We start from the raw sequence: 10,023 nt of genomic DNA, 5'->3' as shown, positions 1-10,023 counted from the left end.
ATGGTGGAGGGAACATTCTGCGGAAAAAATCACGGTTCTGCCTAATCCCTGCGAGGCACACGACTTTCTGGTGTGTACCTAAGTGTTCTTTTCTCGCCGATACCGGAAACGAAGGTGCCGATAGTGTTTCGGCGCCGGGCGCTCACCTTGCCAGCTGGATCGGTGCCGGGGCCCGTTCGGGGGAAAGAATCTGCCAGAGGCCGGGTGCCACGCCTTCGAAGGCGGCCGCATAGCGCTCGGCGCGGCTGTCCTCGCCGGTCACGTCGCGTATCGCGATGCTCTCGATGCGGCCGGGATGGGCGCGAAAGACCTGCCCGTAGATCTCGGGATCGCTCTCGCCCGAATCGCCCACCAGCATGAACCGGCGCTGCGGAAAGTCGGCCAGCAGGCGCTCGATCACGCCGAGCTTGTGCGTGCGCGAATCCTGCTCGCCGGGGATGAGCGTGCGCCAGGTCGTGCTTTCGCGCAGGTGCATGCTGCCCAAGGGAAAATCCGCATCGCGAAGGAAATCGGCGAGCGCGCGGTACAGCTGTATCGGGCTTGCCGAAAGATAGTGGAAGCGCGTGTCCGGCGCCTTGGCCAGCGCGCGGTAGTAGGCCGCCATGCCGGGCGCCGCCTCGAAGCGCCGCGCGAACGTGTTGAGCAGCATCTCGCGCCGGTCGCGCACCTGCGTGCGCTTGATGGTGTCGTCGATGTCCGAAATGATCGACAGGCCCTGCGCGGGGACGATCAGTGCCTCGCCCCTGAAGCGATGCAGCAGTTCGCCGGGCCCGGTCACGGCATGGAACTTCAGCCACTCGGCCGAAGGCGGCGTTCGGGGCGGGTCGATGACGATGCGCATGTTCATGCGGCCGTCGGCGCCCGAAGGCGGCGTGGCCACGCGCGCGGCGCTGCCGTCGAAGTCGAGTTCGAACACCTTGCCTTCTTCCGACTCGGCGTGGAACAGCGCGGTGCGCTGGTTGAAGCGCAGCCGCGCCGCCGGCGAGAGCTTCTTCAGGTTCAGGCCCAGGTAGTGCGCGAACGCGGCATTCAGGCCCCAGCGGCGCTCGGGTTCGTAGACCCAGGCGTGGATGTCGACTTCGAGCCGGCCATCGGCGGTAGGGCGCGCGGTGCCGGGAATGAAGAGCGCTTCTTCGTCGGGATCGAGCCGCTCGGCCGCCCGCAGCGCCTGCATGGGCGCCAGGCCACAAAGCAGTGCGGCGCCGGCCAGCAGGGAGCGGCGCCGCAGCGGCGGGGCGATGGCGCGCGGCTCGTCTGCGTTCATGCCTTCGATGGCGCGATGCGTTCGTAGGTCACGAAGCTGTAGTTGAGGCCCTCCTTCGCCGAGACATGCGATTCGCGCTTGGTTTCGCGCCAGGCGGAGGGGGAGAGTTCCGGCGCATGCGCATCGCCTTCGTAGTCGTGCGCGAGTTCGGTCACGACCACCTGCTGCGCGAGCGGCTCGGCTTCGGCATAGATCTGCGCGCCGCCGATGACCCACACATCGGGTACCTGCGATTCCTCGCACAGCGCCAGCGCATCCTGCAGGCTGCCCACGCGCCACGCGCCTTCGGCCTTCCAGTCGTCCTGCCGCGTCACAACGATGTTGCGCCGCCCCGGCAGCGGCCGGAAGCGCGGCGGCAGCGAATCCCAGGTCTTGCGGCCCATGACCACCGGGGCGCCGGCCGTCTGCTGCTTGAAGTGCACCATGTCTTCGGGCAGGTGCCAGGGAATGGTGCCCTTGGCGCCGATCACGCCGTTGGCGGCGCGCGCGAAGATCAGGTGGATGCGCGGTGTCGTGGCGAGCTCGGACATGGGCCTACACCGCCACCGGTGCCTTGATGGGATCGTGGTGCCGGTAGTCGAGCACCTCGAAGTCTTCGTACTGGTAGTCGAAGATCGAGGCCGGCTTGCGCTTGATGCGGAGCGTGGGATACGGGTAGGGCGTGCGGCTCAGCTGCAGCGCGACCTGCTCGGCGTGGTTGCTGTAGATGTGGCAGTCGCCGCCGGTCCAGATGAAATCGCCCACGTCGAGATCGCACTGCTGCGCCACCATGTGCGTGAGCAGCGCGTAGCTTGCGATGTTGAAGGGCACGCCCAGGAAGATGTCGGCGCTGCGCTGGTAGAGCTGGCAGCTCAGCCTGCCGCGCTCGCCCGGTGCCTGCGGCGGCGCCACGTAGAACTGGAAGAAGGCATGGCAGGGCATGAGCGCCATCTTCGAAAGCTCGGCCACGTTCCATGCGCTCACGATGATGCGGCGCGAATCGGGGTTGGTCTTCAGGGTCTTGATGACTTCGGAGATCTGGTCGATGTGGCCGCCGTCCGGCGTGGGCCAGCTGCGCCACTGCACGCCGTACACCGGGCCCAGGTCGCCGTCCTCGCGCGCCCACTCGTCCCAGATGGTGACGCCGCGCTCCTTGAGCCAGTTGTTGTTGCTGGAACCGGTCAAGAACCACAGCAGTTCCTGGATGATGGACCGCAGGTGCACCTTTTTAGTGGTCACCAGCGGAAAGCCTTCGTTCAGGTCGAAGCGCATCTGGTGGCCGAACACGCTCTTGGTGCCTGTGCCGGTGCGGTCGCTCTTGTGGACGCCATGGGTGTCCACATGGCGCATGAAGTCTTCGTATTGGGAGCGGACGGGGCGGGCGGGCGAGGTCATGTTGGGAATTTTACGGGGCGGCGCTAGCATTGGCCGATGACCGGCCATGACCACTCCCACGAACGCAGCGAACTCGGCGAGATGGACCTGCGCGTGCGGGCGCTCGAGAGCGTGCTCACCCAAAAAGGCTACATCGATCCGGCGGCACTCGACGTGCTGATCGACACCTACCAGACCCGCATCGGCCCGCGCAACGGCGCGCGCGTGGTGGCCAGGGCCTGGGTCGACCCAGCGTTCCATGACTGGCTGCTGAGGGATGCCACGGCCGCCATCGCCTCGCTGGGCTACACCGGCCGGCAGGGCGAGCACATGGTGGCGGTGGAGAACACCGCGGAGCAGCACCACATGGTCGTTTGCACGCTCTGCAGCTGCTATCCCTGGCCGGTGCTCGGCCTGCCGCCCACCTGGTACAAGAGCGCGCCTTACCGCTCGCGGGCCGTGAAGGACCCGCGCGGCGTGCTGGCCGATTTCGGCACGGTGCTGCCCGAATCGACGCGCATCCGCGTCTGGGATTCGACCGCCGAGGTGCGCTACCTCGTGATCCCGCAGCGCCCGGACCGCACCGAAGGCATGAGCGAAGAAGAGCTTGCCGCGCTGGTCACGCGCGACTCGATGATCGGCACGCGGCGGGTGGAAGCACCGGCAGTGCCTGGGAGCGCCGCATGAGCTATGTCACGCATGCCGACCTTGGCGGCCAGCCCGGTTTCGGCCCGGTCACGCCCGAGCCCGAGGGCGAACTGTTCCATGCCGCGTGGGAGCCGCGCGCGCTGGCGCTCACGCTTGCCATGGGCGCCACCGGCTCCTGGAACATCGACGCGAGCCGCGCCGTGCGCGAGACACTGCCCGGCTACGGAAACCTGAGCTACTACCAGATCTGGCTCGGCGCACTGGAGCAGCTGATGCTGCAGCGCGGCCAGGTCTTTCCGGACGAGCTCGCATCGGGCGAGATGCGCCATCCGGCGGCACCGGTTGCCCGCGTGCTGCAGGCCGCCGACGTTCCGGCCGTGCTGGCCAAGGGCTCGCCCACCCAGCGCGCCGAGCCCGGGCCGGCGCGCTTTGCCGTCGGCCAGTTGGTGCGCATGCGCCCCGGCAAGGTCGACCACCACACGCGCCTGCCTGGCTACGTGCAGGGCAAGCGCGGCGTGATCGAGCATGTGCATGGCGCGCATGTGTTCGCCGACGCCCATGCGCAAGGCCAGGGCGAGCAGCCGCAGTGGCTCTACACCGTGGTATTCGACGAGGCCGAGCTCTGGGGCGAAGGCGCGCCGCGCCAGAACCTCGCGGTGTCGGTCGATGCCTGGGAAAGCTACCTGGAGCCCGCCGCATGAAGAGTGGCACGGCACCACCGCTCGCGCTGGCCCCTGGCATGCCGCGCGATGCCGACGGGCCGGTGTTCAACGCACCCTGGGAGGCCCAGGCCTTTGCGATGACGCTGGCGCTGCACGAGCGCGGGCTCTTCACTTGGGTTGAATGGGCCGAAGTGCTTGCGGCGCAGATCGCGGCCGCGCAGGCCGCGGGCGACCCGGACACCGGCAGCACCTACTACCGCCACTGGCTCGCCGCGCTCGAAAGCCTGGTCGCGTGCAAGGGCGCCAGCTCTGAAGACGAGCTCGCGCGCTACCGCCACGCCTGGGACCACGCCGCGGACCGCACGCCGCACGGGCAGCCGATCGAGCTGCGCGGCGAAGACTTTCCGGGTTAGACGCGAATCACGCGCCCGGGGTTCAGGATGTTCTTCGGATCGAGCCCGCGCTTGATCGCCCGCATCATCTCCAGCGCCACCGGCGACTTGTGCTTCTCGAGCTTGTCGACCTTGAGCGAGCCCACGCCATGCTCGGCCGAGAACGAGCCGCCGAACTTCTCGACCGCGTCGTACACCAGCGTGTTGATGCGCTCTTCCTCGTTCTTCAGGAAGGCCTTGGTGTCGATGTTCTCGGGCGCCTGCACGTTGTAGTGCAGGTTGCCGTCGCCCAGGTGGCCGAAGTTCACCAGCCGCACGCCGGCGATCTCGCGCGCCAGCAGCGCGTCGGTTTCCGCCACGAAGGCCGGAATGCGCGACACGGGAATCGAGATGTCGTGCTTGATGTTCAGGCCCTCTTCGGCCTGCGCGAGCGGAATGCTTTCGCGGATGTGCCAGAGCTGGTGCGCCTGCGCGAGGTTCTCGGCCACCACCGCATCGGTTACGCAGCCGTCTTCGAAAGCCGTTTCGAGCAGCGCCTCGAAGCGTGCGCGCGCATGGTCTTCGGATTCGCTGTCGGAGTTCTCCAGCAGCACACAGTACGGCACGGCTTCGTCGCCGATGAAGGGCACGCGCAGCTGCGGCATGTGCTTGTCGACCAGGCTCAATGCAAAACGGCCCATCACCTCGAAGCCAGTGAGGCCCGAACCCAGCTGCCTGTGCGCAAGGCCCAGCAGCGTGACCGCGTGGTCGAGCGAGGGCACGGCGGCCCAGGCCGTGAGCTGCGCGGCGGGCAGCGGGTAGAGCTTCATGGTGGCCGCGGTGATGATGCCGAGCGTGCCTTCGCTGCCGATCATCAGGTCGCGCAGGTCGTAGCCGGTGTTGTCCTTGCGAAGGCCGCTGGTGCCTTCCCAGATCTCGCCCTGCGGCGTGACCACTTCGAGGCCCAGGCACAGCTCGCGCGTGTTGCCGTAGCGGACCACCTGCGTGCCGCCGGCATTGGTCGCAAGATTGCCGCCGATGGTGCAGCTGCCCTCGGCCGCAAGGCTCAGCGGGAACAGGAAGCCCTGCTTCTCCGCTGCATCCTGCAGCGTCTGCAGGATGCAGCCGGCCTCCACCGTCATCGTGAGGTTGGCGGCGTCGATGGTGCGGATGGCGTTCAGACGCTGCAGGCTCAGCACCACCTGCGTGCCGCTGTCGTCGGGAATGGAGCCCACCGCCAGGCCGGTGTTGCCGCCCTGCGGCACGATGGCCGTGCCGGCCGCGGCGCAGGCCTTGACCACCTCGGCCACCTGCTGCGCATTGGCGGGCCGCACCACGGCCAGCGACTTGCCGCGCGCGCGCTTGCGCCAGTCCTGTTCGTAGGCCGTGAGGTCGCCTTCGTTCAGCACGTGCGGCGCGCCGACGATGGCACGCAGCTGTTCGATCAGGGGAGCGGAAGAAGAAGTCGTCATGGGGTGGAAGTCTCCAGTTGGCGGGCCGCCTTGGCGTTGCGCAGCCGCAGCCGCACATGCCAGGCACAGGCCGCGAAGAGCATGAGGCACAGCAGCACCTCGACGAGCGCGAGCACCTGCCCCACGCCGTTGGTGTCGCTCCAGGCGCGCACCACGCCCTCGGTGAAATAGAGCCAGATCATCAGGCTGACCCAGCGGTAGGTGTACATGCGGTTCTTGTAGAGCCCCGCGAGCGGAATGACCAGCGGCAGCACCTTGAGCGCCAGCAGCGAACCACCCGGGCGCAGCGGCGCGAGCCACAGCTCCCAGGCCAGGCCCAGCACGATCAGGCCGGCGAGGCTGCCCACGGCAAGCCAGCGGGTGGCGCTGACGGAAGAAGAGGCTTGCGGCGTGATGGTTGTCATGGGCAGAACACCGCGGAACCGGGTTGGCCGGGCCGGCTCTTTCGAGCGGAGGCCACGGCGACACGAAGTGCGCGAAGACGGGGAAAGGATTCGGGTTCTTATGATACCGGCCATGAATCGTCGTCAACTCTGGAGGGATCTTTCGCGCTTTCCGTGGGGCAACACCGCGGCGGTGCTGGGCGAGCGTTTCCGCGAAGACCGGCTCGGGCTCACGGCCAGCAGCCTCACCTTCACCACCACCATCGCGATGGTGCCGTTCTTTACGGTGGCACTGGCGCTCTTCACCGTGTTCCCGATGTTCGCCAAGCTGCAGGGCCGGCTGCAGCGCTGGCTCATCGAGAGCCTGATTCCCGACAACATCGCGCGCCAGGTGCTGGGCTACCTGAACCAGTTCTCGAGCAAGGCGGGCGGCCTGGGCATCGCGGGCCTGGTGGTGCTGCTGATCACCGCCATTGCGCTGATCCTCACCATCGACAAGACGCTCAACAACATCTGGCGCGTGCGCTCGCCCCGGCCCTTTGCGCAGCGCGTGCTGATCTACTGGGCCGCCATCACGCTCGGGCCACTGATCCTGGCGGTGAGCCTCTCGACCACCTCGTACGTGTTCGCTGCATCGCGCGACGTGGTGGGCGGGAGCATCCTCAAGCTGTTCTTCGATACCTTCGAATTCGTGCTGCTCGCGGCCGGCATGGCGTCGCTCTACCATTACGTGCCCAACACCAACGTGCGCTGGTCGCATGCCTGGGCCGGCGGCATCTTCGTGGCGGCCGCCATCGAGATCGCCAAGCGCGTGCTGGGCTACTACCTGAGCCTGGTGCCGACCTATTCGGTGCTCTACGGCGCCTTTGCCACCGTGCCGATCCTGCTGGTGTGGATCTACGTGGCCTGGGTGATCGTGCTGCTGGGCGCGGTCATCGCGGCCTACCTGCCGAGCCTGCTGACCGGTGTTGCGCGCCGGGGCGGGCGGGCCGGGTGGCCGCTGCAGCTGGCCATGGAGGTGCTGCAGCACCTGGCGCGGGCGCGCGCCACGCCGGCCAAGGGCATGGGCGCCACCGAACTTGTCACCCGCATGCGGGTCGATGCGCTGCAGGTGGTGCCGGTGCTCGAAACGCTGGTGGCGCTGGACTGGATTGCGCCGCTCGCCGAGGAAACCGCCAATGAAGATCCGCGCTACGTGCTGCTGGCCGATCCGTCCACGCCGATCGAGCCGCTGCTCAGGGAACTGCTGATGCCGCGCGCGGAGCCGCTCGAAGACCTGTGGCGCAAAGGCCCGCTGCACTCGCTGCGCCTGGGCGACGTGCTCCTGATTTGATAGCCCCTCAGATCTTGACCTTGCCCCGCCAGATGTCGCGGTACATCGCCCAGTCGCCCATGAAGCTGTAGAGCGGGCGCTTGAACGAGGCGGGTTTGTTCTTCTCGAACCCGAAATGCCCGATCCAGGCAAAGCCGTAGCCCGCGACCAGCCCGGCCAGCAGCCAGAGCGGGTTGAGCGTGACGGCCAGCGCCACCAGGCACAGCAGCGAGATCGTCGAGCCCGCGAAGTGCAGGCGCCGGCAGGTGCGGTTGGCGTGCTCGCTCAGGTAGAAGGGGTAGAACTCCGCGAAGCTCTTGAAACGTCGCGGATCGACAGCAGATTCCGGGGCAGTCGTGGTGTTCATCGTGCGAGTCTCCTGAACGCCGGAGGCGCTTTGTCCATAATAGCCACGACCTTTGGGCCGCACCACTGCGGCTTCGTATTCACACCTCCACCGCATCAGCCTTGAGCGCCCTTCCTGCCGCCCCCGTTTCCGCCGAGCCGGCCAGCGATGCGCCGTGGGTCGTTTGCCTGTGCGCCGAATGGTGCGGCACCTGCCGCGACTACCGGCCGCTGCTCGAGCAGGTGGCGCGGGCGCATCCGCAGTTCCGCTTCGCCTGGGTCGACATCGAGGACCACGCCGAGATTGCCGACGCCTTCGACGTCGAGACCTTTCCCACACTGCTGATCGCCGGTGCCGACGGCACCCGCTTCCTGGGCCCGCTGCTGCCGCATGCCGAGACGCTCGCGCGCATGCTCGGCGCGCTGCAGGCGCCGCAGCCTTCCAGCCTCGACGTCGACCTGCTGCTGGCGGTGCTCGAGAAGCGTCCCGCCGACTTCGCGGTCTGACCGCGCCCCATCCCATGAAGATCCTGATCTTTGGCGCCACCGGCATGGTGGGGCAGGGCGTGCTGCGCGAATGCCTGCTGGCGCCCGACGTGGCGCGCGTGGTCGCGGTCGGCCGCAATGCCACCGGGGTTCAGCACCCGAAGCTGCAGAACGTGGTCATCAAGAACATGGCCGACTACAGCGGCTTCGAGCCGCAATTGCAGGGCTTCGATGCCTGCTTCTTCTGCCTCGGCGTGTCGTCGGTCGGCATGAAGGAGGCCGACTACAAGCGCATCACCTACGACCTCACGATGGCCGCCGCCACCGTGCTCGCGCGGCTCAATCCCGGCATGACCTTCACCTACGTGACAGGTGCAGGCACCGACAGCAGCGAGCGCGGCAGCCGCATGTGGGCGCGCGTGAAGGGCGCGACCGAAAACGCCTTGCTGAAGCTGCCGTTCAGGGCCGCCTACATGTTCCGCCCCGGCATGATCCAGCCGCTGCATGGCGTGCGCTCGAAGACGCCGCTCTACCAGGCCGCGATCATGGTGCTCAAGCCCGTGCTCGGGCTGGCCTACCGGCTCTGGCCCGACAAGGTGACGACCACGGAGAACGTGGGCCGCGCCATGCTGGCCGTGGCGCGGCACGGCGCACCGAAGGTGCTGCTCGATCCGGCCGACATCAACGCGCTGGGCCGCTGAAGCTCAGACGCTCGAACGCGCACGCCCCAGCTTGCGCCGGCCTGCGCTGGCAATGGCATGCACCAGGTGCCGCACGAACTCCTGCGCCAGTGGCGTGAGCGTGCGGCCTTCGAGCGCCAGCACCTGCAGCTGCCGCTGCTGCAGCGGCGCCTCGGCGAACGGGCGCGCCACCACCGTGCCCGCGTCGATCAGGTGCGTGACCGTGAGGTGCCCCGACAGCATCACGTCCGGCGTGCGCAACAGCGGCAGCAGCACCGATGAAAAATTGCTGACGAAGATCGCCCGGTATTGCAGGCCCTGCAGGCTGCACGCCTGGTCGAACAGCTGCCGCGCGGTCACGCCCTTGTCGCCCACGGCCAGCGGGTAGCGCACCGCGTCCGCCACCGACACCACGCGCTGCCGCGCCAGCGGATGGTCGGGGCGCAGCACCGCGAACACCGGCGCATTGGCCGAGTGCTCGATCTTCAGGCCGGGCTCGGGCGCCACCACGTACTTGAGTGCGATGTCCGCCTCGCCGCGCGCGAGCAGCGTGCTCACGCCATCGGGCGAGCCCACGTGGAGTTCGAGCTGCGTGCCCGGATGCGCCGACTCGAAGCTGCGCATGACCTGCGGCATGAAGTGGGCCGCAAAGCCTTCGGTGCACGCCATGCGGATGCGGTGCGCGCTGCGGCCGCCGAGGTCGCGCACCTGCTCGACGACCTGCTCGATGTCGAGCTGCGCATTGCGCAGGTGCGCCGCGAGCCGCTCGCCCGCCGCGGTGAGCGCCATGCCGCGCGCGTGGCGCTCGAACAAGGGTGTGCCCAGGCTGTCCTCAAGTTTGGCGATCTGCCGGCTGACTGCCGACGAGGCCACGAACAGCCGCGCCGCGGCCTGGCTGACCGAGCCGCTGCGCGCCACTTCGAGGAAATGGCGCATCGGAATGCTGAGGAGCGGTGGCGTCATGGCGATGGGAGCGTTGCCTTGAAGGCAATGGTAGCTTGCAAAATCGGTGCTGGAAGCATTGCCCTTCAGGCCTTGTACTTGCTG

At 67.9% G+C, this 10,023-nt stretch carries 13 protein-coding genes; 6 read left to right on the top strand and 7 right to left on the bottom strand.

The window, feature by feature from the left end:
* Nucleotides 1–142: 142 nt before the first annotated feature.
* From L1081_RS11885 to L1081_RS11875, 3 genes are read right to left on the bottom strand one after another with little or no spacing between them, the layout of a single operon-like run.
* Nucleotides 143–1,264, bottom strand: a complete 1,122-nt coding sequence (locus tag L1081_RS11885; RefSeq protein ID WP_489416578.1) for a phosphatase domain-containing protein — start codon at nucleotides 1,262–1,264, stop codon at nucleotides 143–145.
* Entirely contained in the window at nucleotides 1,261–1,794 is a 534-nt protein-coding gene (locus L1081_RS11880) for a dihydrofolate reductase (protein ID WP_489416577.1), read from the bottom strand. Before L1081_RS11880 ends, L1081_RS11885 begins: the two co-directional genes overlap by 4 nt.
* A gap of 4 nt (nucleotides 1,795–1,798) precedes the next feature.
* Nucleotides 1,799–2,638: a thymidylate synthase gene (locus tag L1081_RS11875; RefSeq protein WP_489416576.1), complete on the bottom strand. Its 840-nt coding sequence runs from the start codon at nucleotides 2,636–2,638 to the stop codon at nucleotides 1,799–1,801.
* Between the two features lie 36 nt (nucleotides 2,639–2,674).
* On the opposite strand from L1081_RS11875, the gene nthA reads away from it, so the two are divergent.
* From nthA to L1081_RS11860, 3 genes are read left to right on the top strand one after another with little or no spacing between them, the layout of a single operon-like run.
* Nucleotides 2,675–3,304 (top strand): nitrile hydratase subunit alpha, encoded by a 630-nt coding sequence (gene nthA, locus L1081_RS11870; RefSeq protein ID WP_489416575.1) that lies wholly within the window; start codon nucleotides 2,675–2,677, stop codon nucleotides 3,302–3,304.
* Nucleotides 3,301–3,966, top strand: a complete 666-nt coding sequence (gene nthB / locus L1081_RS11865; protein ID WP_489416574.1) for a nitrile hydratase subunit beta — start codon at nucleotides 3,301–3,303, stop codon at nucleotides 3,964–3,966. The genes nthA and nthB overlap by 4 nt, the downstream gene beginning before the upstream one ends.
* A complete protein-coding gene (locus tag L1081_RS11860; protein ID WP_489416573.1) occupies nucleotides 3,963–4,340 on the top strand; it encodes a nitrile hydratase accessory protein in 378 nt (125 codons plus the stop codon). Before nthB ends, L1081_RS11860 begins: the two co-directional genes overlap by 4 nt.
* On the opposite strand, the gene L1081_RS11855 is transcribed toward L1081_RS11860, so the two are convergent.
* The gene (locus tag L1081_RS11855; RefSeq protein WP_489416572.1) at nucleotides 4,337–5,770 is read right to left on the bottom strand and encodes an FAD-linked oxidase C-terminal domain-containing protein; all 1,434 of its coding nucleotides are present in this window, start codon (nucleotides 5,768–5,770) and stop codon (nucleotides 4,337–4,339) included. The genes L1081_RS11860 and L1081_RS11855 overlap by 4 nt on opposite strands.
* Nucleotides 5,767–6,174, bottom strand: a complete 408-nt coding sequence (locus L1081_RS11850; protein ID WP_489416571.1) for a DUF2069 domain-containing protein — start codon at nucleotides 6,172–6,174, stop codon at nucleotides 5,767–5,769. The genes L1081_RS11855 and L1081_RS11850 overlap by 4 nt, the downstream gene beginning before the upstream one ends.
* Before the next feature lie 100 nt (nucleotides 6,175–6,274).
* On the opposite strand from L1081_RS11850, the gene L1081_RS11845 reads away from it, so the two are divergent.
* Nucleotides 6,275–7,486, top strand: a complete 1,212-nt coding sequence (locus L1081_RS11845; protein ID WP_319430985.1) for a YihY family inner membrane protein — start codon at nucleotides 6,275–6,277, stop codon at nucleotides 7,484–7,486.
* Between the two features lie 7 nt (nucleotides 7,487–7,493).
* On the opposite strand, the gene L1081_RS11840 is transcribed toward L1081_RS11845, so the two are convergent.
* Nucleotides 7,494–7,832, bottom strand: a complete 339-nt coding sequence (locus L1081_RS11840; RefSeq protein WP_489416570.1) for an Mpo1-like protein — start codon at nucleotides 7,830–7,832, stop codon at nucleotides 7,494–7,496.
* 101 nt (nucleotides 7,833–7,933) lie between these two features.
* On the opposite strand from L1081_RS11840, the gene L1081_RS11835 reads away from it, so the two are divergent.
* Nucleotides 7,934–8,317 (top strand): thioredoxin domain-containing protein, encoded by a 384-nt coding sequence (locus L1081_RS11835; RefSeq protein WP_489416569.1) that lies wholly within the window; start codon nucleotides 7,934–7,936, stop codon nucleotides 8,315–8,317.
* A 14-nt stretch (nucleotides 8,318–8,331) separates the two neighbouring features.
* On the top strand, nucleotides 8,332–8,997 hold the full coding sequence (locus L1081_RS11830; protein WP_489416568.1) for a Rossmann-fold NAD(P)-binding domain-containing protein: 666 nt from the start codon (nucleotides 8,332–8,334) through the stop codon (nucleotides 8,995–8,997).
* 3 nt (nucleotides 8,998–9,000) lie between these two features.
* Here L1081_RS11830 and L1081_RS11825 read toward each other — a convergent pair whose 3' ends face one another.
* The gene (locus tag L1081_RS11825; RefSeq protein ID WP_489416567.1) at nucleotides 9,001–9,939 is read right to left on the bottom strand and encodes a LysR substrate-binding domain-containing protein; all 939 of its coding nucleotides are present in this window, start codon (nucleotides 9,937–9,939) and stop codon (nucleotides 9,001–9,003) included.
* Nucleotides 9,940–10,023 lie beyond the last annotated feature (84 nt).

The organism is Variovorax sp. MSC1_012, from assembly GCF_023667525.1.
Classification (GTDB): domain Bacteria; phylum Pseudomonadota; class Gammaproteobacteria; order Burkholderiales; family Burkholderiaceae_C; genus Variovorax; species Variovorax beijingensis_B.
Note: the sequence above shows the minus strand (reverse complement) of the source record. Positions and strands in the feature narration are given on the sequence as shown.

Coding starts and splice junctions, on each gene's coding strand:
- L1081_RS11885 (WP_489416578.1), bottom strand. CDS start 1,264: ATGAACGCAGACGAGCCGCGCGCCATCGCCCCGCCGCTGCGGCGCCGC.
- L1081_RS11840 (WP_489416570.1), bottom strand. CDS start 7,832: ATGAACACCACGACTGCCCCGGAATCTGCTGTCGATCCGCGACGTTTC.
- L1081_RS11855 (WP_489416572.1), bottom strand. CDS start 5,770: ATGACGACTTCTTCTTCCGCTCCCCTGATCGAACAGCTGCGTGCCATC.
- L1081_RS11875 (WP_489416576.1), bottom strand. CDS start 2,638: ATGACCTCGCCCGCCCGCCCCGTCCGCTCCCAATACGAAGACTTCATG.
- nthB (WP_489416574.1), top strand. CDS start 3,301: ATGAGCTATGTCACGCATGCCGACCTTGGCGGCCAGCCCGGTTTCGGC.
- L1081_RS11830 (WP_489416568.1), top strand. CDS start 8,332: ATGAAGATCCTGATCTTTGGCGCCACCGGCATGGTGGGGCAGGGCGTG.
- L1081_RS11845 (WP_319430985.1), top strand. CDS start 6,275: ATGATACCGGCCATGAATCGTCGTCAACTCTGGAGGGATCTTTCGCGC.
- nthA (WP_489416575.1), top strand. CDS start 2,675: ATGACCGGCCATGACCACTCCCACGAACGCAGCGAACTCGGCGAGATG.
- L1081_RS11825 (WP_489416567.1), bottom strand. CDS start 9,939: ATGACGCCACCGCTCCTCAGCATTCCGATGCGCCATTTCCTCGAAGTG.
- L1081_RS11850 (WP_489416571.1), bottom strand. CDS start 6,174: ATGACAACCATCACGCCGCAAGCCTCTTCTTCCGTCAGCGCCACCCGC.
- L1081_RS11860 (WP_489416573.1), top strand. CDS start 3,963: ATGAAGAGTGGCACGGCACCACCGCTCGCGCTGGCCCCTGGCATGCCG.
- L1081_RS11880 (WP_489416577.1), bottom strand. CDS start 1,794: ATGTCCGAGCTCGCCACGACACCGCGCATCCACCTGATCTTCGCGCGC.